At 68.0% G+C, this 21,317-nt stretch carries 24 protein-coding genes; 9 read left to right on the forward strand and 15 right to left on the reverse strand.

What is annotated here, in order from left to right; translation table 11 throughout:
* From AB0N61_RS15395 to AB0N61_RS15425, 7 genes are all read right to left on the reverse strand, one after another.
* Positions 1-909, reverse strand: coding sequence for a carbohydrate ABC transporter permease (locus tag AB0N61_RS15395; RefSeq protein WP_167947054.1), 909 nt, complete (start codon positions 907-909; stop codon positions 1-3).
* Complete coding sequence (locus tag AB0N61_RS15400; RefSeq protein ID WP_363365224.1) at positions 906-1,778, reverse strand: sugar ABC transporter permease; 873 nt, start codon at positions 1,776-1,778, stop codon at positions 906-908. The genes AB0N61_RS15395 and AB0N61_RS15400 overlap by 4 nt, the downstream gene beginning before the upstream one ends.
* A gap of 72 nt (positions 1,779-1,850) precedes the next feature.
* Positions 1,851-3,158, reverse strand: coding sequence for an extracellular solute-binding protein (locus tag AB0N61_RS15405; RefSeq protein WP_363365225.1), 1,308 nt, complete (start codon positions 3,156-3,158; stop codon positions 1,851-1,853).
* Between the two features lie 324 nt (positions 3,159-3,482).
* A complete protein-coding gene (locus AB0N61_RS15410; protein WP_363365226.1) occupies positions 3,483-4,706 on the reverse strand; it encodes an MFS transporter in 1,224 nt (407 codons plus the stop codon).
* Positions 4,707-4,790: 84 nt separating this feature from the next.
* Positions 4,791-5,081 carry a hypothetical protein gene (locus AB0N61_RS15415; protein ID WP_167947060.1) on the reverse strand — a complete coding sequence of 97 codons (291 nt, stop codon included), beginning with the start codon at positions 5,079-5,081 and terminating at the stop codon, positions 4,791-4,793.
* 3 nt (positions 5,082-5,084) lie between these two features.
* A complete protein-coding gene (locus AB0N61_RS15420; protein WP_363365227.1) occupies positions 5,085-5,414 on the reverse strand; it encodes a hypothetical protein in 330 nt (109 codons plus the stop codon).
* A 73-nt stretch (positions 5,415-5,487) separates the two neighbouring features.
* Positions 5,488-5,937, reverse strand: coding sequence for a MarR family transcriptional regulator (locus AB0N61_RS15425; protein WP_363365228.1), 450 nt, complete (start codon positions 5,935-5,937; stop codon positions 5,488-5,490).
* Between the two features lie 121 nt (positions 5,938-6,058).
* Between AB0N61_RS15425 and AB0N61_RS15430 the strand changes: the two genes are divergently transcribed.
* Together AB0N61_RS15430 and AB0N61_RS15435 are read left to right on the forward strand one after the other, a co-directional pair.
* Positions 6,059-6,310, forward strand: a complete 252-nt coding sequence (locus AB0N61_RS15430) for a hypothetical protein (protein ID WP_167947066.1) — start codon at positions 6,059-6,061, stop codon at positions 6,308-6,310.
* On the forward strand, positions 6,310-6,867 hold the full coding sequence (locus AB0N61_RS15435) for a MarR family transcriptional regulator (protein WP_167947620.1): 558 nt from the start codon (positions 6,310-6,312) through the stop codon (positions 6,865-6,867). Before AB0N61_RS15430 ends, AB0N61_RS15435 begins: the two co-directional genes overlap by 1 nt.
* A 76-nt stretch (positions 6,868-6,943) precedes the next feature.
* Here the strand turns inward: AB0N61_RS15435 and AB0N61_RS15440 are convergent, their stop codons facing one another.
* The 3 genes from AB0N61_RS15440 to AB0N61_RS15450 form a co-directional block, all read right to left on the reverse strand.
* Positions 6,944-8,485: an MFS transporter gene (locus AB0N61_RS15440; protein WP_363365229.1), complete on the reverse strand. Its 1,542-nt coding sequence runs from the start codon at positions 8,483-8,485 to the stop codon at positions 6,944-6,946.
* Positions 8,486-8,585: 100 nt separating this feature from the next.
* Positions 8,586-8,759: a CsbD family protein gene (locus AB0N61_RS15445; protein ID WP_363365230.1), complete on the reverse strand. Its 174-nt coding sequence runs from the start codon at positions 8,757-8,759 to the stop codon at positions 8,586-8,588.
* Positions 8,760-8,813: 54 nt separating this feature from the next.
* Positions 8,814-9,068: a hypothetical protein gene (locus AB0N61_RS15450; protein ID WP_363365231.1), complete on the reverse strand. Its 255-nt coding sequence runs from the start codon at positions 9,066-9,068 to the stop codon at positions 8,814-8,816.
* Between the two features lie 89 nt (positions 9,069-9,157).
* Here AB0N61_RS15450 and AB0N61_RS15455 point away from each other — a divergent pair, with 89 nt between their 5' ends.
* Positions 9,158-10,759, forward strand: coding sequence for an SDR family oxidoreductase (locus AB0N61_RS15455; RefSeq protein ID WP_363365232.1), 1,602 nt, complete (start codon positions 9,158-9,160; stop codon positions 10,757-10,759).
* Positions 10,760-10,784: 25 nt separating this feature from the next.
* Here the strand turns inward: AB0N61_RS15455 and AB0N61_RS15460 are convergent, their stop codons facing one another.
* The 3 genes from AB0N61_RS15460 to AB0N61_RS15470 are packed head-to-tail and all read right to left on the reverse strand — an operon-like array spanning position 10,785 to position 15,152.
* Entirely contained in the window at positions 10,785-12,806 is a 2,022-nt protein-coding gene (locus AB0N61_RS15460; RefSeq protein ID WP_363365233.1) for a BCCT family transporter, read from the reverse strand.
* A 45-nt stretch (positions 12,807-12,851) separates the two neighbouring features.
* A complete protein-coding gene (locus tag AB0N61_RS15465) occupies positions 12,852-14,540 on the reverse strand; it encodes an AarF/UbiB family protein (protein WP_363365234.1) in 1,689 nt (562 codons plus the stop codon).
* A 24-nt stretch (positions 14,541-14,564) separates the two neighbouring features.
* The gene (locus AB0N61_RS15470) at positions 14,565-15,152 is read right to left on the reverse strand and encodes a PadR family transcriptional regulator (protein WP_167947078.1); all 588 of its coding nucleotides are present in this window, start codon (positions 15,150-15,152) and stop codon (positions 14,565-14,567) included.
* Positions 15,153-15,341: 189 nt separating this feature from the next.
* On the opposite strand from AB0N61_RS15470, the gene AB0N61_RS15475 reads away from it, so the two are divergent.
* Complete coding sequence (locus tag AB0N61_RS15475; RefSeq protein ID WP_363365235.1) at positions 15,342-16,871, forward strand: glycosyltransferase family A protein; 1,530 nt, start codon at positions 15,342-15,344, stop codon at positions 16,869-16,871.
* A gap of 6 nt (positions 16,872-16,877) precedes the next feature.
* Here the strand turns inward: AB0N61_RS15475 and map are convergent, their stop codons facing one another.
* Complete coding sequence (map, locus tag AB0N61_RS15480) at positions 16,878-17,648, reverse strand: type I methionyl aminopeptidase (RefSeq protein ID WP_363365236.1); 771 nt, start codon at positions 17,646-17,648, stop codon at positions 16,878-16,880.
* A gap of 78 nt (positions 17,649-17,726) precedes the next feature.
* Here map and AB0N61_RS15485 point away from each other — a divergent pair, with 78 nt between their 5' ends.
* Both AB0N61_RS15485 and AB0N61_RS15490 read left to right on the forward strand, forming a co-directional pair.
* Positions 17,727-18,005 (forward strand): helix-turn-helix transcriptional regulator, encoded by a 279-nt coding sequence (locus AB0N61_RS15485; protein ID WP_363365398.1) that lies wholly within the window; start codon positions 17,727-17,729, stop codon positions 18,003-18,005.
* Position 18,006: 1 nt separating this feature from the next.
* On the forward strand, positions 18,007-18,765 hold the full coding sequence (locus AB0N61_RS15490) for an SDR family oxidoreductase (RefSeq protein WP_363365237.1): 759 nt from the start codon (positions 18,007-18,009) through the stop codon (positions 18,763-18,765).
* Positions 18,766-18,905: 140 nt separating this feature from the next.
* On the opposite strand, the gene AB0N61_RS15495 is transcribed toward AB0N61_RS15490, so the two are convergent.
* Complete coding sequence (locus AB0N61_RS15495) at positions 18,906-19,211, reverse strand: helix-turn-helix transcriptional regulator (protein WP_167947084.1); 306 nt, start codon at positions 19,209-19,211, stop codon at positions 18,906-18,908.
* 86 nt (positions 19,212-19,297) lie between these two features.
* Here AB0N61_RS15495 and AB0N61_RS15500 point away from each other — a divergent pair, with 86 nt between their 5' ends.
* The 3 genes from AB0N61_RS15500 (at position 19,298) to AB0N61_RS15510 (ending at position 21,299) form a co-directional block, all read left to right on the forward strand.
* Positions 19,298-20,512 (forward strand): MFS transporter, encoded by a 1,215-nt coding sequence (locus AB0N61_RS15500; protein ID WP_363365238.1) that lies wholly within the window; start codon positions 19,298-19,300, stop codon positions 20,510-20,512.
* Between the two features lie 95 nt (positions 20,513-20,607).
* Positions 20,608-21,096, forward strand: coding sequence for a DUF2975 domain-containing protein (locus AB0N61_RS15505; protein WP_363365239.1), 489 nt, complete (start codon positions 20,608-20,610; stop codon positions 21,094-21,096).
* Positions 21,096-21,299: a helix-turn-helix transcriptional regulator gene (locus AB0N61_RS15510; protein ID WP_167947090.1), complete on the forward strand. Its 204-nt coding sequence runs from the start codon at positions 21,096-21,098 to the stop codon at positions 21,297-21,299. Before AB0N61_RS15505 ends, AB0N61_RS15510 begins: the two co-directional genes overlap by 1 nt.
* Positions 21,300-21,317: the final 18 nt, after the last annotated feature.

The raw sequence follows: 21,317 nt of genomic DNA on the forward strand, positions 1-21,317 counted from the left end.
TCAGCCCTTCACGGCACCGTCGCTGAGGCCCGCGACGAGATACTTCTGTGCAATGAACGCGATCACGAAAACCGGGATCGTGAGCAGCATGGATGCGGCCCCCGCCTGTTGCAGCATCGGCAGGGTCTGTCCGAGCTGGGTGGCGATGAACACCGGCACCGTCTTCGACGAGGTGTCGGTGAGCACGAGCGCCGTGAGGTACTCCTGGAACGCGAACAGGAAGACGAAGATGCCGGCGGTCAGGATGCCCGGCCCCATCAGTGGGATCATGACCCGGCGCAGCATCCCGATCCGGGTGCAGCCGTCGATCATCGCGGCCTCATCGAGTTCCCGGGGGATCTCGGCGAAGAAGTTGCGCAGCAGCCAGATCGTGAACGGCTGATTGATCGCGACGAGGGCGATCGCCAGCGCGAACGTGGTGTCGTAGATGCCGAGTGCCCGACTGATGTCGTACATCGGCAGCACCACCGAGAAGCGCGGCAGCGCGCGGAAGATCAGGGCGAGCACCAGCAGCAGAGCCGAGACGTAGCTCGGGAACCGCGAGAGAGCGTAGGCCGCTGGAATGCCGATGACGAGCGCGAGCACGGTCGAGACGACTGCGACCACCAGGGTGTTGATGAGGTAGTCCGCGAAGTAGGTCGTCTCCCAGAGGTTGACGAAGGCCTGCAGCGTGGGCTCGTAGTCCCAGAGCACCGGCGGGTTCGCGAACGCGACGTCGGTGGGCTTCGTGACCGACAGCGCCATCCAGATGAACGGGCTGAGCATCACGATGCAGAGGATGCCGAGCAGCAGCCCGGTGACGACCGGCGGGCGGTTCGGACCGCGACGCCGGCGCTTCGATGCGCCGTCGGTGATGATGGCCCGGGTCGAGAGTTGGGAATCGGAGAGCTCGGAGGTGGTGAGGCTCATCGTTCTGCCTTCGCTTCCTTGAAGATGCCCCGGATGAACGGGATCAGCATGATGAGGATCAGGACGATGGTGAGCACGTTGATCGCGCTGCCGAGGCCGAGGTTCTGTGCGCCGTCGGCGAAGGCGACCGAATAGACGTAGAGCATGATCGACTCGTTGCCGATCGACTGCGCCTGCGGCGACAGGGGGATCAGGTTGTCGAACATCCTCAGGACGTCCATGATCGTGATCAGCGTCACGAACCCGAGCACCCCGCGGATGGTCGGGATGATCACGCTGATGTGGGTCTGGAAGGCGCTCGCGCCGTCGATCTTCGCGGCCTCCTTCAGCTCGTTCGGCACGCCCTGCAAGCCGGCCAGGATGATGAGCATCGCGAACGGCAGCATCGACCAGACGGTGTTCGCGATAACCAGGATCGCGTTCGGCACCTGGTCGGTGAACCAGAGCACTTGCGTGCCGCCCATCAACCCGATGAACCGGTTGACGACCCCGCCGAAGCTGTCGTCGAAGAGCCACGAGAACGCGACGGCTCCGACGAGGTTCGGCAGCACATAGGAGACGAGCAGGATGCCGAGCACCAGCGGACGGGACGTTGTGATCCTGTTGACGCCTGTCGCGATGATGTACCCGAACACGAGCAGGATCACGGTCGTGATGACCGTGACGATCACGGTGAAGGCGACCGCCCGGTGGAAGCGCGGATCGGTCAACGCGTAGACGAAGTTGTCGAGCCCGACGAATGACCCTGGCGAGCCGTAGCGGACCTGTTCAAAGCTCCACTGCACCGTGCGTACCAGCGGCAGCACGAGGAGCGCTCCCATCACCAGCAGGCTCGGAGCGAAGAGCAACCAGAACTCGCGTGTCTTCATAAGCGTCCTCCCTTGGACGAGCTGTGGCCTGAACTCGCGCTCAGGCCACAGCCGCGGACCGGCGGTCCTGGATCAGCCGACGAACGACTCGCCGGTCGCCTGCATCTGCGCCAGCCCGTCGTCGACGGAGACGTTGCCGTTGAGGATCTCGACGAGGATCGGACGGATCTCGTTAGTCAGGTCGGCCAGCACCGGCGACACGATCGGCGGCATCGCCGAGGCGATCGAGTCGTTGGCGGCGGCGCCGTACGGCGAGTTATCTTCGGTGACCATTCCCTCACGAGCCGGGTATGCGGCCGGCACGGATGCCGTTGACGCGTCTTCGCTGACCGCTGAGGCCATCATCTGGAAGAGCATGTCGTGGTCGAGCTTGGTGTTGAACGGGATCGACCAGCCGTCGATCGACAGGCGGTTGTAGGAGTAGTCGGCGTCAGCCGTGACCTTGGGCGCCCCCGCGAAGCCGAACGAGTCGGAGAGCTTGGAGTTCTCCGGCAGCGTCAGGTCGATCATCCGGCCCGAGAACATGATCGACATGGCCGCGGTGCCGTTGAACATCTGCTGCTGCACCTTGGGCTGGTCGAAGGTCGTGACCTGCGGATCCATGTACGGCTTGAGCGCGAGCATCGCCTCGACGGCCTGTTTGGCCTCGGGGCCGTCGAGCGTCACATCGCCGTCGGCGTTCACGAAGTCGGCGCCGAGCGAGTTCATCGCGGCCTGGAAACCCGTCGAGACATCGCTCGTCGCGAGCCACGGCAGTGCGATCGGGTAGTCCATGAGCCCTTCGGCCTGGATCGCCTCGGCGGCCGAGATCATCTCGTCGAAGGTGGTCGGCACCTCGAGCCCCAGGTCGTCGAAGACATCCGTGCGGTATGCCATGACGAACATCTGCGCCTGCATCGGGATGGCGTAGATCTCGCCGTCGTACGACATGCCCTCGACCATCGACTCGCTGATCTCACCGAGACCGTAGTCGTCGGCATACTTATCCCACAGGTCGTTCAGCGGAACGAGCTTCTCCTCTTCTGCGAAACCGGGGATGACGAATCCGTAGGTCTCGAGGATGTCGTAGGTGCCCGAGTCGCCGGCGAGCGTCGCGGTGGTCTTGGTCACCTGCCCCCCGAAGTCGATCGGGTCGTGCTTCAGCGTCACGTCGTCGTTCGAACAGCTCGACACCATGGTGTCGGTGAACGGGTCGATCGCCGAGGAGTTGTAGGCGAGGACGTTGACCGTGGTCTTGCCCTCCGGAGCCGTGTAGTCACACGACACCGTTGTCGAGTTCGCGTTGTCGGTGCGGGTCCCGGCGCCGCAGCTGGAGAGGGCGACCATGCCCACGGCTGCGAGGGCGAGTACCGGCAGTGCCCGATGCTTGATATGTCCCATGACGCTGATGGTATACGTATGCAACGCACTTAGGGAAGCCTATATTCGCGGAAACTTCCCGTATTGAATACGTATACGGTCAAAAGGCCCGGGACCGACGCGGAGAGCCCCTCCGCACCACTCTAAAGGCCTTCCGCGATCTTCTCGATCGCCACCAGACGGCGGTTCCATCCTCGGTCACAGTTACCTCACCTTTCAGTCCGAATGCAGGACGAAAGCACGGACGCAGGGCCACAACCACCCGAATGACCCTGCATCCGTGCCTCGGTCCTGCATTCTGCACGGGAGCCGGCAGGGAACGAGACGACACCACCGCCCCGAGACCTACTCCCGAGTCGTGCGCTTCTCGAGCACGCCGGCGAGCAGCACGGCCACCAGCGCCGCGGCCGGGGCGACGATCAACCCGGCGCGCAGACTCTGGGTGTCGGCGATGAACCCGACGAACGGCGGCGAGAGCAGAAAGCCGAGCCGCAGCAGCCACGACACGACCGTGAGTCCGACTCCCGGCCTCAGGCCCGGCAGCTCGTCGGCCGCATGCATGGCCGCCGGGATGAGCGTCGCGATGCCGAAGCCGACGGCGGCAAATCCGGCGATGGTTCCCGGCACGCTCGGGAAGACGAGCGCGAGCGTCATACCGGCGGCGGCGATCAGTCCCCCGACGCGGGCGACCGCTCGCTGCCCGAACCGGTCGGTCATGCCGTCGCCCAGCATCCGCCCGATGAACTGCGCTCCGACGAGCGCGATGAACCCGAGCGGAGCGACGGCGGCCGCGGCGCCGAGGGATTCGCTGAGATAGAGGGTCGCCCACGAGTTGCCAGCGTCTTCGGCCACGGCACCCGCCATCGCGATGAGCGTGAGGGCGATGATGATCATCACGGTGCGAGGACCGACCGCACGGCGCACGGCCGCTCGCAGCTCGATCGGCTCGGCCGTCGCCTCGGCATCCTCCTCCTCGTCGCGACCGGGCAGACAGAACCAGAGCGCCGTCAGCGCCACCGCGGCGAACACGGCGGTCGAGATTCCCAGATGCACACCGAGGGGAAGCCGCAGTGCGATCGCGGCCGCAGCCATGCCCCCACCGAGAACGGCGCCGATCGACCAGATCGCATGGAAGGAGTTGATGATCGAGCGGCCGTACCGCCGCTGCACGCGCAGGCCGTGCGCGTTCTGCGCGACGTCGGTGATCGCGTCGGATGCTCCGCCGAGCAGCAGCGCGACGGCGAACAGGATGCCGGAGGGCGCGAGGGCGGCGGCGAGCAGCCCGAGCCCGGTGGCGATCGTGCCGAACACGGCGATGCGCGCCGAGCCGAATCGACGGATCAGCACTGCTGCGAGGAGTCCCGCGGCGATCGCGCCGGCGGGGAATGCGGCGATCGCGAGGCCGTAGCCGGCGTTGTCGAGTCCCAGGGCGGCTTTGATCTCGGGGTAGCGCGGCAGGATGTTGGCGAACAGCGCGCCGTTCGTGAGGAAGAGCGCCGAGACCGCGATGCGCGCTCGCCGTGACGCCTGGTCGACAGCAGGGCGTCGAATCGATTCGATCGAAGTCATAGCAACGACGGTACACGCCACAGGGCGCGGTCGAAAATCACCCTCGACCCGCGTGTCCGCCGATGAGGAGAAGCGCTCGCAGCCTCAGCTGAGCAGCGGTTCGACCCTCGAGGTCTCGTCGCCGATCATCGACGCGGCGACCACCGCGGCCTTGGCGGCGTCGAGATCGGTGAACTCACCGAGGAAGTCGGATTGCGCTCCGAAGGCCATGAAGCCCTCGCGCGGAGTTCCCGTGATCGATCCGAGGAACTGGCGCCGATCATTGCCGACGTGAAAGCCGGGCTCGACCTCGACCCAGAGCCCTCGCGGTCGTGCGGCCCCTCGCATCCGTGCGCTCGTCGCCGCCTTGGCGGCATTCCTGATGCGTGCAGACATGACTCACGCACTCATCGCGTGCAGCACACGGGATCCCGCGAGCGCGGGGGCGAACTCGCCTCGGGTGAGGTCGAGGCCGCCGGTCGAGTTCGCCGCGTTCATCATCGCGACCACCAGTGAGCGGTCGATGATCGCCTCCTCGTCCATCACGAACCTCAGCGGAATGGAGGCGTGCACCCAGAGCGTCTCGACGGCACCGTCGCCGAGCGACAGGGTGAGGGGGAAGGACTCGTTGCGCCGCAGCTTGGTCACGATCACCAGCCGCAAGTGTGTCAGCAGCTCGTCGTCGACCCGGATCGGTGCGGTCGTGTTCCCGTAGGTCAGGTAACCCATGCTCTCTCTCCCTCGCGCTCGAACTGCTTGAGAAATAGATTACTAGATTACCTAGCTAAATCCTACTCGGCGATCAGGGAAGGTCGCCGATCTCTTCCGTCAGGCGGTGCAGGAACCGCGAGATCGCGGCCGTCTGCTCGGGAGTGAACTCCTCCGCGAGCTCTGCGATTCGCTGGGTCAGTTCGTCGGCGGGCGAGTTCAGATCGCGGAGCGACGGACGCAGCACCTTCGAGCGCGCGTCGGCCGGATGCGGGGCCACGACGATCTGACCGCGCTCCTGCAGCCGGCGCAGGAGACTCGTGACCGCGGCCGTGCTCACGTTCAGGTGCGCGGCAAGTCCGCCGGGCGTCGCGGGGGCGTCCGCGGGCGCCTCCGCGATGTACCTCACGGCCTCACGATCGGTGTCGTTGGGTGCACGGAGCGCCGCGAGACGTCGGCCGAGTTGCGCCTCGGCACGACGGAATTCCTCGACTCGAGCGACGAGATCGATCGATGTGGTTCTGGTGTCGGTTCTGCTTGCCATGTGTCACCCCCTGACCAGTCCATGATACTTGAAAGACAGGTAACGAGGTTGCCTAGCGAATTCCAATGCCACCAGGCACTCTCATCGGATGCGAAGATAGTAGCGGCAAAAAGGGGACGTCATGGTCGAGCGATTCACACTCGAGGATGCGGGGTACATCATGTACTCCGACATGCTCGATCGCCTGCGAGCGCGGTTCCCGTCGGTTCCCGCCTGGCGGCTCGACCAGATCGTGACCGCCGAGCACGACGCCATCACCGGCGGGCTGCTGCGGATCGTCCCCGCCGAGGTCGAGGCCGGCGCGATCGAGATGCTCGCGCGCGAGCGTGGAGAGAACGAGGAAGCCCTGAGCGATGACGGCGAGGTGGCGTGATGGAGCGCTCTGAGGAGTTCGGCCGGTCGGGCTACTGGTACCCCGACTCCGACAGTGCCAGCACGGTCGACGTGCTCAACATGCTGCGCCGCTACCGCTCGGCCGAGACCGCCATGCGCGCCCGCACCCGGGCATCGATGGGCATGAATGAGACCGACCTCGTGGCGCTGCGCTTCCTGCTGCGTGAGCAGAGGGCCGGCCGGATCGTGCGCCCGATCGACATCGCCCGCATGCTCGACATCTCGACAGCGTCGACGACGACCCTCATCGACCGTCTCGAGAAGGGCGGGCATGCGAAGCGCGAGCCGCACCCGACCGATCGCCGCGCCGGAGTCGTCGTCCCCACCGTCAGCAGCGATGACGAGGTGCGCGAGACCCTCGGTGCGATGCACCGGCGGATGCTGTCGCTCGTCGACGAGATGAGCGATCGCGAGCGCGCCGTCGTGACGCGATTCCTCGCCGGCATGACCTCGGCCATCGAAGAGGCATCGGACCTCGACCAGGAGCTGCGCGACGTCATCCGCTCGCACGAGGAGTCCGAGCCCCCCGCCGAGTAGCCGCCGGGGTGGGCGACCACTCGAGCGAGTCCGCAATCTGCCGGGCACCCGACCTGCGGGCGCCCGGATACGCGGCTCAGGCCCTCTCGGGCTGCGCGTCGCCCTCGAGGCGCTCGGGGAAGAGCTCGTCGAGGTCGAGGTCGGGGTTCTCCTCCTGCGTCTCGACCAGCTCGACGGCCTCCTCGTGGGTCTGCACGCTGGGCATCGCCCCCGGCAACGGCCGCCGCGCCGATTCCTTGAGCACGACCACCGCGATGAAGCCGGCGATCGAGGTGCCGATCACATAGAACGCCGGTGCGAGCGACGAGCCGGTCATCTGCACGAGCGCCTCCATCACCACGGGAGCCGTGCCCGCGAACAGCGCGACGGCGAGGTTGTAGGAGATGCCCATGCCGCCGTAGCGCGACGAGGTCGGGAACAGCGCGGGCAGCGACGAGGCGAGGTTCGCGACGTAGAACGTCACCGGGAACGCCAGCAGCACGAGACCGAGCAGGGTCGACCAGATCTCGCCGTGCATCATGAACAGGAACGACGGCACGGCCAGCACGATCGCCGAGATCGAGCCGATGAACAGCACCCTCCGGCGTCCGATGCGGTCGGAGAGCCTGCCGGTGAGCGGGATGCAGAGCGCCATCGCCACGAGAACCGGAAGGGTGAGCAGCGTGCCGTGCACCTCGTCGTAGCCCAGAGTGCCGGTGAGGTACGTGGGCATGTACGAGGTGAGGGCGTATCCGACCGTGTTGGCCGCGGCCACGAGCACGAAGGCCGTCAGGAGTTCCCGCCAGTACGCGCGGATCAGTGCGATGACGCCCTTCGGAGCATCCGCGGCCTGCTTGGCGTCGTCGGCCGCGCGCTGAGCGGCATCCTGCGCCTCCTGGAAGGCGGGAGTGTCTTCGATCTTGAGCCGGAAGTAGATGGCGATGAGTCCGAGCGGCAGGGCGACGAGGAAGGGGATGCGCCAGGCGAAGCCCTGCATGACCTCGGGCGAGAGCGTGAGCTGAAGGATCGACACGAATGCGGCGCCGATCGCGAAGCCCATGTACGAGCCGAGGTCGAGCAGCGAGGCGTAGAAGCCGCGGCGCTTGTCGGGGGCGTACTCGGTGATGAAGGTGGTCGCTCCGGCATACTCGCCACCGGTCGAGAAACCCTGCGCGAGCTTGAGGACGATCAGCAGGATGGGCGCCCAGACGCCGATGATCGAGAAGTCGGGCAGGACGCCGATGAGGAACGTCGCCGCAGCCATCATGATGAGAGTGAAGGCGAGCACGCGCTGCCGCCCCAGGCGGTCGCCGAGCTGTCCGAGGACGATGCCGCCGAGCGGACGCGCGACGAACGTCACGGCGAAGACCCCGAGTGAGAACAGCGACTGCGCACCGGCCGACGCATCGGGCAGGAAGGCCCGCCCGATGATCACGGCGAGGTAGCCGTAGACGCCGATGTCGTACCACTCCATGAGGTTTCCGACCACGGTGCCGGCGACGGCTCGGCGCAGCATCGGGCGGTCGACCACGGTGACATCGTCGACGGTGAGGCGCCGCGGTTCGTCCTGCGCCGGTCGCCAGCGGCGCAGCAGACGCTGCCACAGGGTCGGAGTGTCGGTCTTCAGGGGATCGGACATGCAGTCATTCTTCTCTCTCGTGGCGGATCGGCCCCGGAGGCCACCCGCACAGACGGCGGGGAGGTGGCATCCGCCACCTCCCCGCACTGTGTCGCTCGTGTCAGCTGTTGAAAGCGTCCTTGACGTTCTCGCCGGCCTTCTTGACGTCGGCCTTCGCCTGGTCGGCGCGGCCTTCCGCCTCGAGCTTCTCGTTGTCGGTCGCCTTGCCGGCGGCTTCCTTCGCCTTGCCGGTGAGGTCCTGTGCGGCGTTCTTGATCTTGTCATCGAGTCCCATGGGGGATCCTTTCTCTTATCAGCGGTGGTCTGTGGTGGCTGGATGGCTGCGCGCTCAGAGCGGGATGGCGAGAGCCGCGGCTACGAGAGGCAGCGTCGCGGCGGCGATCACGGCGACGGATCCGACGATCCCGGCCGCCCGCCACACGTCGGGGCGGGGCGCGGTCAGGGGCGCGCGGCCGATACCGGTCACGCGCCCCACAGCCTCGCTGGCGGGGAGCGGTGCGAGGCTGACCGCCGTCGAGAGCGCCGACGATGCGTCGTGAAGATCTGGGGAGACGCGGCTGGGGGAACTCGTTGCTCTGGACATGATCACCTTCCTCGCGACAAAGGTTACTAGGTGAACTAGTGAATTGTCACCCTAGCGAAATATTCAGGCATTCCGCCTACGCTCAAGTCATGACGGAGCTCACCCAGCCCACGGGGCACGAAGAGGCCTTGCGCGCCCTCCCCCGAGAAGACGGCACCGCACCTCGCGCTCTCGTCCTCGGCGCCACCGGCTACATCGGCGGACGGCTGACGCCTCGACTGCTGAACGCCGGCTACCGGGTGCGCGTACTGGCCCGCGACGCGGCGCGCGCGGCATCCTTCCCCTGGGGTGCCGACTGCGAGATCGTCGAGGGCTCGGCAGACGATGCGGACGCCGTGGCCGAGGCCATGGACGACGTCGACGTCGTCTACTACCTGATCCACTCCATGACCGCGGGCAAGGGATTCGAAGAGAGCGACGAGCTCGCGGCGACGACGGTGGCGGATGCCGCCGCGAAGGCCGGCGTGCGCAGGATCGTGTATCTCGGCGGCCTGCATCCGGATGACGCGAAGCTGTCGCCTCACCTGCGATCCCGCGTGCGCGTGGGCGAGATCTTCCTCGAATCGGGCGTGCCCACCCTCGTGCTGCAGGCGGGAGTCGTGATCGGCTCGGGTTCGGCGTCGTTCGAGATGATCCGGCACCTCACCGATGTGCTGCCGTATATGCCGGCCCCGAAGTGGGTGCGCAACCGCATCCAGCCGATCGCGGTGCGCGATGTGCTGCACTACCTGCTGGGCGCCGCACGGGTCGACGACAGCGTCAACCGTGCTGCCGACATCGGCGGGCCCGATGTGCTGCGCTACGGACAGATGATGAACGGCTACGCCCTCGAGGCCGGCCTGCGCCAGCGCGCGATCGCCGCGCTGCCCGTGCTGACTCCCGGCCTCGCCTCGCACTGGGTGAATCTGGTGACCCCCGTTCCGCGATCCATCGCGCGCCCGCTCGTCGCGTCGCTGCAGAACGAGTGCATCGTCAAGGGCCGCGCGATCGACGATCTCATCCCCCGGCCCGACGGCGGACTCACGCCGTATCGCACCGCCGTGTCGATGGCGCTGGGCCGCGTCGACGCCGACACGATCGAGACGAGCTGGCAGGATGCCGAGGTCTCGGGCGCTCCGAGCGACCCGCTGCCGAGCGACCCGGACTGGGCCGGACGGACCGTCTTCACCGATGCGCGAGCACTGCGCACGAAGGCGCCGGTCGACGCCCTGTGGCGGGTCATCATCGGCATCGGCGGATCGAACGGCTGGTACTCCTCGCGATTCCTCTGGGCCGTGCGCGGGTGGATGGACCGGCTCGTGGGCGGCGTGGGACTGCGCCGCGGTCGACGCAGCAAGGCCGAAGCGCGGGTGGGCGACGCGATCGACTTCTGGCGGGTCGAAGCCGTCGAAGAGCCGGGGCGCGCGACCGACTCGTCCCCGGCGAGCGGCGGACTGCTGCGCCTGAGGGCCGAGATGAAGGTGCCCGGGGAGGCGTGGCTCGAACTCCGGGCGCTGCCCGACGCCGACGGCGCACGCTACGAACAGCGAGCCGTGTTCTTCCCTCGAGGCCTGCTCGGGCGCCTGTACTGGCTCGCCGTGCTGCCGTTCCACGGGTTCATCTTCGCGGGCATGGCCGCACGGATCACCGACGCGGCATCCGTGCCGGTCGAGACCGTGGCGCCGGGCGAGACGGTTCCCGCGACGGCCTGAAGGCCGGCACCGGCCGGCACCGAGGTCAGCGGCGGTCGTCGGACTCCGCAGTCTGCTCGGCGAGGCCGGACGGGTCAGCACCGGGGTCGACCGCGGGATCAGCGCCGGCATCCGGGTCGGCCCCTCCACCCGCATCCGCTCTCGCGTCCGCATCCGCCCCGGCATCCGGGATGATGTCGATCGCCTCGGTCGCGGTCGCGTAGACCTCGGCGAGGCTGTCGTCGACGTCGGCCTCGTCGATCCAGGCCAGGTCGTCTTCGGAGTGGTCGTACTCGACCGGCACGAGGGCGAAGTCGTCGCCGTACTCTTCGAGCCCGGCCATGACACTGTGCCGCACGGCCATGCGCGCGTAGCGCTCTCGCAGGATCATGGGGTCGCGCCGTAGGTCCTTCATGAACGCGACCATCATGAACGCCATGATCATCGCGAACGGCAGCGCCGCGATGATCGTGACGTTCTGCAGGGACTTCAGACCGCTGCCCTCCTCGCCGGTGACGAGCAGCACCGCCGCGATCACGCCGACCAGGACGCCCCACACGACAGCGACCCAGCGCGAGGGCTCGGGCCGACCCTGCTGCGACAGGGTTCCCATCACGAGCGAGGCCGAGTCGGCTCCGGTGATGAAGAAGATCGAGATCAGCAGGATCAGCACGATGCTGGTGATGAGCGGGAAGGGCAGGTTCTCGAGCACGCCGAAGAGAACCTCCTCGGGCGGATCGACCGTGAGACCCGCGCCGTCCATCTGCTGCTGGATCGCCGTGGTTCCGAAGATCGCGAACCACACGAGAGAGATGACGGCGGGCACGACGATGACGACCGAGACGAACTGACGCAGCGAGCGTCCGCGAGAGATCTTGGCGATGAACATGCCGACGAACGGCGACCACGAGATCCACCACGCCCAGTAGAAGATGGTCCAGCTCGAGAGGAACATCTGCGCCTCGTCACCCTGCGAGGCCGAGCGCGCCACCATCTCGGGCAGGTCTCCGAGGAACTGCACGGCCACCGAGGGGATGACGTTGAGGATGAGCAGCGTCGGCCCGACGAAGAACACGAAGAACGCGAGCAGCAGCGCGACGACCGCGTTGATGTTCGACAGCGCGCGGATGCCCTTCGAGACGCCCGACACCGCTGAGGCGATGAAGCACGCGGTGAGCACGGCGATCGCGGCGATGAGCACGCCATTGCCGAGCTCCCCGATGCCGCTGACGATCTCGACGCCATGACCGATCTGCAGCGCACCGAGGCCGAGCGATGCGGCCGTGCCGAAGAGGGTCACGATGATCGAGAAGATGTCGATCGTGCGGCCCAGGGGTCCGGTGGTGCGGCCCTCGCCGAGCAGCGGCGCGAAGATCGACGAGATCAACGGGGTGCGGCCGCGACGGAACGCGCCGTACGCGATCGCGCCGCCGACCAGTGCATAGAACGCCCACGCCTGCGGACCCCAGTGATACAGCACCTGCGCCTGCGCGGTGTGCATGGCCTCGAGCGTGTTCGCCTCCACCGTTCCGGGAGGCGGGTTCTCGAAGAAGGTCAGCGGCTCGGCGGCGCCCCAGAAGACGAGACCGATGCCCATTCCGGCGGCGAAGAGCATCGAGATCCACGAGAACATCGAGAACTCGGGCTCTTCGTCGTCGCGACCGAGCGGGATGCGTCCGTAGCGGCTGAAGCCGACGAACAGCATGAAGACCAGGATGACGGTGGCGATCGTCGTGAAGAAGAAGCCGAAGTACTCGACGACCCAGGCGAGCACGGTCGAGGTCGTGCCCGCGAGGTTGTCGCCGGCGAACACGCCCCACGCGATGAAGGCGACGGTGAGCGCGACCGCGACGCCGAAGACGAGCGGATCGGTGCGGTAGGTGCGTCCGGTCTCCTCGACCGAGACGCCGGGCACGAGAGCCGGATGCACTCCGCGAGGCGGGACCGCGGAGATGTCGCGCACGATCTTCTGGGCGGCCTCAGTGGCCTTCGCGGCCTGCCGGATCGCGGCGGTGGAGGGCTTCGGAGGGTCGTTGCGCGTGGGCGTCTTCTCGTCCGGAGTATCCATGAGAACCCATTCTCCCATGCCGGCATTCTGGGGCGGGGGCGGGCGTCAGCGCGAGCGGCGACCGCCGAACACCGAGTGCAGCAGGGGCAGCGCCGAGACGCAGATGAGGGTGATGCCGAGCGGCGGCAGCGGCGTGACGAGCAGCGCTCCGCCGACGAGCATCGCCGCGAACAGCACACCCGATCCGATGCGACGGGCGATGCCCTCGAGTCGATCGAGGCGACGCTCGAGAGCCGAGGTGTCGAACGTGACGTTGCCGTCGTCGACGCGGGTGATGATCGCGTCGATGCGCTTGGGCAGCCGATAGGTGACGGCCATCGTCTCCATCGCCTGCTGGGCCATGTCCTGCACGAGGTTGCCCGACTCATCGCGCAGCAGCCGCCCGGCGTAGGGCTCGGCGGCGTCCCACACGTTGAACGAGGGGTCGAGGCTCGAGCACATGCCCGAGGTCAACGACACCGCGCGGATCAGCAGCAGCATGTTCTCGGGCAGCTGCAGAGGAAGAGAGCGCACCATGTCGCCGAACTCGTCGGCGAAGTCGGTGAACTCCCGCGGATCGACCTTGCTGAGCTCGGCGAAGCCCATGCCGCCGAAGCGGGCGAACAGCGCGCGGAGTGCCCGTTCGAGTTCGGCGGTGTCGGCCGACGGCAGCAGCACGCCGATCTCCTGCGCTGCGGTGACGAGTCCTCGGCTGTCGCGGCCGGCGACCGCGATCAGCAGCGTGCGCAGGCCGTCGCGCAGATTGTCGGGCACCTCGGCCATCATCCCGAAGTCGATGAACGTGAGGCGGAAGTTCCGACCGGTCGTGGATGCCGGCTCCGGCGTCACGAAGATGTTGCCGGGGTGCGGATCGGCGTGCACGAAGCGGTGCGTGAACACCTGGTCGAACATGACCTCGGCGAAGACGTCGGCGACGTCCGACGGATCGATGCCCGCCGCGCGCAGAGCCTCCGTGTCGTTGATCTTGATCGCGGTGACGTCCGAGAGCGTGAGCACGCGCCTGGTCGACCGCTCCCAGACGATCTCGGGGGCGTCGACGCGCGGGTCGTCCGCGAAGTTCTCGCGGAATCGCTCGGCGCTGGCGGCCTCGTGCAGATAGTCGATCTCTTCGAGGCTGGTCTGGGCGAACTCCTCGACGAGGCCAGGCGCGTCGACGCGGTCGGAGACCAGGCGCACCCTCATCGCCCAGCGGGCCACCCGGCGCAGGGCCGCGAGGTCGACCGCGACGATCTCGTCGATGCCGGGACGCTGCACCTTGACCACGACGTTTCCGAGACCGGTGTCGAGGGCATCCTGGGCCGAAAGGCGGGCGCGGTGCGCCTGGCCGAGGGATGCCGCTGCCACCGGCGTCTCGTCGAACCACGCGTAGGTCTCACCGAGCGGACGGCCCAGCTCGGCCTCCGCGGCCGCGCGGATGTCGGCGAACGACACCGCCGGAACCTCGTCCTGCAGGCCCTCGAGCTCTTTCGTGATCTCGGGCGGAAGAACGTCGAGGCGCGACGACATGAACTGCCCGACCTTGATCATGAGGCCGCCGAGGTCGACCGCGAGCACGTGGAAGCGCTTCGCGAAGCGCTGCATCCGCGGGGCGCGCGTGCGCTCGGCGATCGAGCTCATGCCGAACCGAGGCAGGACGAGCTCGAACCACCAGACCTTGAGGAACTCGCGCGCCGCGAACGACACGATGCGGCGGTACCGGGCACGATGGGCGCCCTGCGCCGCAGCATCCGTCATGTGTCGTCCCTGGGTCGTGTGCGATCAGTCCTGAGCGAGGATCGAGTACAGCCTACGGCGGGCCTCATCGAGGATCTCGACCGCCTGCTGCACCTGCTCGGTGCTGCCGCTGCGACCGACGGCGGCTGCCGCTGCCGCGAGATCGACGCCCGCCTTGGGCAGCGCGCTGTAGCGGGGGTTGTCGTGCGACCCCTCGCTCTTCGACTGCGATTCCCACGGCGCACGCGTCTCGGTGTGCTCGGACGCCACCGCACGGCCCGCCTCGGTGAGCGAGTAGGTCTTGCGGCCGTTCTGCTCCTCGGCCTCGATCAGGCCCTCGTCGGCCAGCAGCTGCAGGGTGGGGTAGACCGAGCCTGCGCTCGGCTTCCACGATCCGCCGCTGCGATCGGCGATCTCGTTGATGATCTGGTAGCCGTGCATCGGCTTCTCGGCGAGCAGCGACAGCACCGCGGTGCGGACGTCACCCTTCGCCATGCGCGAGCCGCCGCTGGGGCGCTGCTCGAAGGACTTGCGCAGCTGCTCCATGGCGTCGAAGATCGCGGATGCGGGTCCGCCCTGGCCCGAGCCGAAGCCGGATCCGCCGAACGGGTTCGAGGGGAATGCGTTGTTCATGATGACCTCCCGGAGATGGTGAGCGATAGTCAACGATATATCGTTAAGGCTGAACGTGGGGTGGGAGTTCTGGGGCGATGGCACGGCCCCTCCCTGAAAGCAAGGCCCGTGCGTTCCATAGCCGACGATGTTTGACTGCCGTTGATGTCGTCTTCCCCTGCCGTTTCCCCGCCGTCCACATCGATCAGAGTGAGCGTCGTCGTTCCCGTGTTCCGTCCGGGAGCGGCTTTCGACGAGCTCATCGCGTCTCTCGATCGGCAGACCCTCGCTCATGACCGGTTCGAGGTGCTGCTCTGCGACGACGGCTCCGGCGAGGAGACAGCCGCCCGACTGGTCGAGATCGCGCGTGATCGCTCCTACGTGCGCGTGGCCTATCTGCCGCATTCGGGCTGGCCGGGGACGCCGCGCAATCACGGCATCGATGATGCGCGCGGCACCTACATCCAATTCGTCGATCAGGATGACTGGCTGTATGACGGAGCTCTCGAGGCGCTCTGCGACTACGCCGACGAGCACGCGTCCGACGTGGTGGTCGGCAAGGAGGTCGGCATCGGCCGCCGCCTTCCGAGTCGCATCTTCCGCCGCGACATCCCCCATGCCCGCCTGGGCGAGGATCCGCTGCTCGAGATGCTGACGCCGCACAAGATGTTCCGCACCTCGTTCCTGCGTGAGAAGCGCATCCGGTTCCCAGACGGCAAGGTGCGGCTCGAGGACCACCTGTTCGTGATGCGCGCGTACTTCGAGGCGTCGACGATCTCGATCCTCGCCGGTCCGCCCTGCTACGCGTGGGTCAAGCACGCGGGCAGTGCGAGTTCGTCGCGGATCGAACCCGAGACCTACTTCCCGCATCTCGAGGCCGTGCTCGATCTGGTCGAGCGCTACACCGAGCCCGGGCGACTGCGCGACCGCCTGCTGCGGCACTGGTTCCGCGGCAAGATCCTCAAGCGGGTGTCGGGAAAGCAGTTCGCCCGCTACCCCGACGAGTACCGCGAGCGCCTGCTCGACGTCGTCATCCCGCTCGCACGACGCCGCTTCGGACCCGGCGTCGACGGAGGCCTCGGCTTCCCGAACCGCATCCGGGCAGCGCTGCTCCGAGCCGATCGGCGCGCCGACCTGCTGACCTTCGCCCGGTTCGAGGCCGAGCTCATCTGCCGGGCGGTGGTGACGTCGGCTCGGTGGTCGCGGGGCGGCGGGCTGTATCTGACCGTCGATGTGTCGATCACCCGCGACGGGCAGGATGCACTGGTCTTCGAGCCGGGAACGGGCGTGATGACGTCGCTGCCCATCGCGATGGACGCACTCCCGACCGGCCTCCTCGAGGCCACGCGCGAGATGTCGAACGACCGCGTCGAGCTGGTCTGGCGCGACGACTCCACCGCGACCGAGCGGTCGATCGCGAGCGTGCAGCCGCGCACCCTGGCGCCGATCACCCTGGCGATCGATCCCCTCAAGGTCTTCCCGCCGGACGACGATTCTCGAGGCGTCGCGCTCTTCGTGACGGTGCGGCGGGCGGGGTGGACCTTCGACGTCCCCCTGCGGGCGGATGCCGCGACCCTCGCCGCCGCCGGGCGCTCGCCCCTGCTCGCCGGGCGCACGTGCGCTCCCGTCGCCGGGCGCGGGGGTGCGGTCGAGCTGCGTCGGCAGTACCCCGGCGGTCGTCTCAAGGATCTGGCCGGCCGCGCGGTGCGGCGGGCGCGGAGCGCTTCCCGCAAGAAGTGACGGGGGTCAGCGGGGCAGCGTGAGCACCTCGGCACCGGTGTCGGTGATGGCGATGGTGTGCTCGGTGTGCGCCGTGCGGCATCCGGTCGCGCTGCGCAGGGTCCATCCATCATCGTCGATGACGAGACGGTCGGTGTCGGCCATCACCCACGGCTCCAGCGCGAGCAGCAGGCCAGGGCGCAGTCTGTAGCCGCGACCCGGGCGTCCGTCGTTGGCGACGTGCGGATCCTGGTGCATCGTCGAGCCGATGCCGTGGCCGCCGAACTCGAGGTTGATCGGGTAGCCCGCGTCACCGAGCACCGTGCCGATCGCGTGCGAGAGGTCGCCGATGCGCGCACCGGGTCGGGCTGCCGCGATGGCGGCGGACAGCGCGCGCTCGGTCGCATCGATCATGGCGCGGTCGGCGGATGCCGCGTCGTCGCCGACCACGAAGCTGATGGCGGCATCCGCCGACATTCCTCGGAGCGTGACGGCGAGGTCGAGGGTGAGCAGGTCGCCGTCGACGAGGACGTAGTCGTGCGGCATCCCGTGCAGCACCGCGTCGTTCACGGCGGTGCACACATAGTGCCCGAAGGGCCCCCGCCCGAACGACGGGGCGTAGTCGACATAGCAGGACTGCGCACCGGCATCCTCGATCATCTGCTTGGTCCAGCGGTCGAGGTCGAGCAGGTTCACACCCGCCTTCGTGCGCCTCTTCAGCGACTGGAGGATGCCGCCGACGAGCGCGCCCGCGTCTCTGGCGCGAGCCAGTTCGTCGCGGTTCAGGATCTCGATCATGGGGTGCGTGCGTCCGATCTCTTCGTTGCTCCAATAACTATCCCGGTAATACTATCCCGGGATTACAATGGGCGCATGATGGTTCGGATGCCTCTCACGCCCGCCGAGGTCGAACGCGGCGAGCGCCTCGGCGCACTGCTGCGGCGAGCGCGCGGCGAGCGGTCGATGCTGAGCGTCGCCCTCGACGCGGGCGTCTCGCCCGAGACTCTGCGCAAGATCGAGTCGGGTCGCGTGGCGACGCCCGCCTTCTCGACCATCGCGGCGATCGCCGGCGTGCTGCACCTCTCTCTCGACGCGGTGTGGGCCGAGATCGAGCCGGCGCTGCACGCGGTCGGCCGCGCGCAGGTCGCATCCTGACATGGCCCACGCGCTGATCACCGGCAGCTCGCGGGGCATCGGCCGCGCGGTGGCCCAGGCGTTCGCTCGGCGCGGCGATCGCGTGGTCGTGCACTACGGCCGTGATCGAGTGGCTGCCGACGAGACGCTCGCGTCGCTCGAGGGCTCAGGACACGCGATCGTCGGCGGCGACCTCGGCGACCCTGCCGAGGCGCAGCGCGTGGTCGAGGAGGCCGTCACCGCCCTGGGGTCGCTCGACATCCTGGTGAACAACGCAGCTGTCGCACCGAGCGAGGCGAATGAACACCGCGTCGATTCGACGTCGTACGGCGAGTGGCAGGCGGTATGGTCGGCCATGGTCTCGGTCAACCTGCTCGGCGCGTCGAACGTGACGATGCTGGTCGCGCAGCACATGATCTCGCGCCGGGCGGGCGGAGCGATCGTGAACGTCGGCTCGCGAGGCGCATTCCGCGGAGAGGCCGACCACCCGGCATACGCCGCGACCAAGGCGGGATTGCAGGCGTTCGGGCAGTCGATGGCGCTGGCCCTCGCTCCCCACGGCATCTCGGTCACCTCGGTGGCCCCGGGCATGGTGGCGACCGAGCGCCAGGCGGCGAAGCTCGAGGGAGAGCAGGGCGACAGCATCCGCGGCCAGAGTCCGTTCGGGCGCGTGGGCACGCCGGAAGAGGTGGCGGATGCCGTCGCCTATCTCACCTCGCCCGCCGCGGTGTGGGCGTCGGGCACCGTGCTCGACCTCAACGGGGCGTCGTACTTCCGCTGAATTGTCGAGTTCGAATCTGCTCCCGGGCGTGCGGGGCCTGCACGGGGTCGCAGAATCGCGGTCGCGGCGCATGCTTCGCACAGATCGCTGCGACTGGAGCGTGAAACTACGACATGATGCAGACCGGTCGCGCCGGCGCTCTACGACCGCAGCACAGACTCCAACAGGCCGGGGAACAGCTCGTCGAGATCGTCGCGCCGCAGCGTCAGCATCCGCCGTCTTCCGTTGGGCTCGTTGCGGATCACGCCCGCTTCACGCAGCACCTTCATGAAGTGCGACTTGGTGGACTTCGGGAGGTTCGGGTCGGTCGCGTGGCACTCCGCCATGTCGAGGGGTCCGTCGGCGAGCTGACGCGCGATCGCCAGACGCTCAGGGTCGCTGAGGGCGAAGAGCACGTCGGTGAGCTGGATCTCGGATCGCTCAGGGTGCGGGAGTTCGCCAGGCATGGTTCGAGAATAGTTGAACTATCACCGCAAGGCGAGTACGCTCCGATAGTTCGATGATTCTCGAACTTATAGCCGCGGGAGCACCCATGACCATCACGTCACCGATCGCCACGACCGCAACGGCGCCCGCGCTTCGTCGCCCGCGCTTCGGCTTCGCACTGGCCGTCGTGACGCAGATCGCCATGATGATGGGCGCGAGCGCCCCGTCGCCCTTCTACCCGGTGCTCGCCGCGGACATCGGGTTCGGCGCGATCGTCATCAGCGCCGTCTTCGCCGTCTACGCTGTCGCCCTGCTGCTCGCCCTGCTCACTGCCGGATCACTGTCCGACCACGTCGGTCGGCGCCCCGTCGCCATCGGGGGGCTTCTGGTCCTCGCCGTGAGCATGGTGCTGTTCTGGCATGCAGATACGGTCGCGACGCTCATGCTCGCCCGCATCCTGCAGGGAGCCGCGAGTGGCGTGCTCATCGCCGCACTCTCGGCCGCCGCACTCGACCTCGCCCCCGGCGGGCGCGCGAGGATCGCCGCCCTGTGGAACGCCCTCAGCCCCGGCATCGGCCTCGCCCTCGGCGCGCTCGTCTCGGGCATCGCACTGGATGTGACCGGACAGCCGCTGCTCGACGTCTTCGCCCCGCTGACCGCCGCGTATATCGTGCTCGCTGCGCTCTTCTTCCTGGCTCCCGAGACCGCGCCGCTACGGCCGGGAGCCCTGGCGTCGCTGAGCTTCCGGCTGTCGGTGCCCGCCGGCATCCGCTCGGACTTCTGGCGCGGAGCCCCCGCGATCATCGCCGGCTGGGCCACGGGCGGACTCTTCCTCTCACTCGGCGCGAACATCGTGCGCACCCAGCTCGGCGGCGAGGCGCACGTCTGGCAGGGACTGGCCGTCGCAATGCTGGCGGGCATCGGCGCGATCACCGCATTCTTCTTCCGCAACCGACGCCCCCGCACCTCAGTGATCTTCGGCACCGCGGCCCTCGCGGCCGGCACGTCGCTGTCGCTCTGGGCACTCTCGGCCGGGTCGCTCCCCTTCTACCTCGCCGCGACCGCTGTGACCGGCATGGGCTTCGGCACCGCCTTCTCTGGCGTCGTCGCCTCACTCGCACCGCGCATCCCCCCGACCGACCGCGCCGACACTTTCGCCGTGATCTACCTGCTCGCATACCTCGCCTTCGGCGTGCCGGCGGTCGTCGCGGGACTGCTGGTCGGAGTCTTCGGACTCGGCACCGTGTGCGTCGGGTACGGCATCGCGGTCATCACGCTCGCGGTGGTCGCATTGGTGCTGCGGGTGCGTCGGGCGGAGTAGACGGCCTCGGCCCCTCGGCATCCTCGAGGCGCGCCTCTTGCTCGATCGAACGATTAACAATAGATTTCTACTGTTGTTCGATGAGAGGAGGAGTCATGGCGAAGTCGACGATCGTCGTGCTGCAGGTCGTGATCGCGGTGGCGCTGATCGGGTCCGTGGCCGTGCAGGCGCTGATCGTGCCCCTGCTGTGGCTCGACCTGGGCGACGGCGAGCTGTGGGGACGGATCGCCTTCGTGTCGATCGTCGTTCTCGGTGTCGGCACCCTGCAGGTCTTCGGCGTCTGCGTGTGGATGCTGCTCACGAAGGTGAAGCGCGGATCGATCTTCTCTACTTCGTCCTTCCGCTATATCGACGTGATCATCGGCGCGATCCTGGTCGCCGCCGCGCTCATGTGGACCCTCGCGGCGATCCTCGCTCCGGGCTCGGCGGCACCGGGCCTCATCGCGCTCATCGGCGGCGGCGGTGTGGTGCTCGCGGGCATCGCACTGCTGGTCGTCGTCATGAAGGCGCTGCTGCGGCAGGCGATCGACCGCGACGTCGAGGCGCAGGCGCTGAGATCCGAGCTCGACAACGAGGTGATCTGATGCCCGTCGTCGTCGACATCGACGTGATGCTGGCGCGACGCAAGATGGGCGTCGGCGAGCTGGCCGAGCGCATCGGCATCACGCCGACGAACCTGGCAGTGCTGAAGAACGGAAGGGCCAAGGCCGTGCGCTTCTCGACCCTCGACGCCCTGTGCGAGGTGCTGGAATGCCAGCCCGGCGACATCCTGCGCTGGGAGGCCTGAGGAGGCGACGCGGGCGAG

The organism is Microbacterium sp. NPDC089320, assembly GCF_040684875.1.
Lineage (GTDB): Bacteria > Actinomycetota > Actinomycetes > Actinomycetales > Microbacteriaceae > Microbacterium.

Coding starts and splice junctions, on each gene's coding strand:
- AB0N61_RS15420 (WP_363365227.1), bottom strand. CDS start 5,414: ATGGGTTACCTGACCTACGGGAACACGACCGCACCGATCCGGGTCGAC.
- AB0N61_RS15465 (WP_363365234.1), bottom strand. CDS start 14,540: ATGACGGATGCTGCGGCGCAGGGCGCCCATCGTGCCCGGTACCGCCGC.
- AB0N61_RS15405 (WP_363365225.1), bottom strand. CDS start 3,158: ATGGGACATATCAAGCATCGGGCACTGCCGGTACTCGCCCTCGCAGCC.
- AB0N61_RS15470 (WP_167947078.1), bottom strand. CDS start 15,152: ATGAACAACGCATTCCCCTCGAACCCGTTCGGCGGATCCGGCTTCGGC.
- AB0N61_RS15410 (WP_363365226.1), bottom strand. CDS start 4,706: ATGACTTCGATCGAATCGATTCGACGCCCTGCTGTCGACCAGGCGTCA.
- AB0N61_RS15485 (WP_363365398.1), top strand. CDS start 17,727: ATGGTTCGGATGCCTCTCACGCCCGCCGAGGTCGAACGCGGCGAGCGC.
- AB0N61_RS15435 (WP_167947620.1), top strand. CDS start 6,310: ATGGAGCGCTCTGAGGAGTTCGGCCGGTCGGGCTACTGGTACCCCGAC.
- AB0N61_RS15445 (WP_363365230.1), bottom strand. CDS start 8,759: ATGGGACTCGATGACAAGATCAAGAACGCCGCACAGGACCTCACCGGC.
- AB0N61_RS15500 (WP_363365238.1), top strand. CDS start 19,298: ATGACCATCACGTCACCGATCGCCACGACCGCAACGGCGCCCGCGCTT.
- AB0N61_RS15460 (WP_363365233.1), bottom strand. CDS start 12,806: ATGGATACTCCGGACGAGAAGACGCCCACGCGCAACGACCCTCCGAAG.
- AB0N61_RS15505 (WP_363365239.1), top strand. CDS start 20,608: ATGGCGAAGTCGACGATCGTCGTGCTGCAGGTCGTGATCGCGGTGGCG.
- AB0N61_RS15425 (WP_363365228.1), bottom strand. CDS start 5,937: ATGGCAAGCAGAACCGACACCAGAACCACATCGATCGATCTCGTCGCT.
- AB0N61_RS15510 (WP_167947090.1), top strand. CDS start 21,096: ATGCCCGTCGTCGTCGACATCGACGTGATGCTGGCGCGACGCAAGATG.
- AB0N61_RS15430 (WP_167947066.1), top strand. CDS start 6,059: ATGGTCGAGCGATTCACACTCGAGGATGCGGGGTACATCATGTACTCC.
- AB0N61_RS15395 (WP_167947054.1), bottom strand. CDS start 909: ATGAGCCTCACCACCTCCGAGCTCTCCGATTCCCAACTCTCGACCCGG.
- AB0N61_RS15455 (WP_363365232.1), top strand. CDS start 9,158: ATGACGGAGCTCACCCAGCCCACGGGGCACGAAGAGGCCTTGCGCGCC.
- AB0N61_RS15440 (WP_363365229.1), bottom strand. CDS start 8,485: ATGTCCGATCCCCTGAAGACCGACACTCCGACCCTGTGGCAGCGTCTG.
- AB0N61_RS15415 (WP_167947060.1), bottom strand. CDS start 5,081: ATGTCTGCACGCATCAGGAATGCCGCCAAGGCGGCGACGAGCGCACGG.
- map (WP_363365236.1), bottom strand. CDS start 17,648: ATGATCGAGATCCTGAACCGCGACGAACTGGCTCGCGCCAGAGACGCG.
- AB0N61_RS15490 (WP_363365237.1), top strand. CDS start 18,007: ATGGCCCACGCGCTGATCACCGGCAGCTCGCGGGGCATCGGCCGCGCG.
- AB0N61_RS15450 (WP_363365231.1), bottom strand. CDS start 9,068: ATGTCCAGAGCAACGAGTTCCCCCAGCCGCGTCTCCCCAGATCTTCAC.
- AB0N61_RS15400 (WP_363365224.1), bottom strand. CDS start 1,778: ATGAAGACACGCGAGTTCTGGTTGCTCTTCGCTCCGAGCCTGCTGGTG.
- AB0N61_RS15495 (WP_167947084.1), bottom strand. CDS start 19,211: ATGCCTGGCGAACTCCCGCACCCTGAGCGATCCGAGATCCAGCTCACC.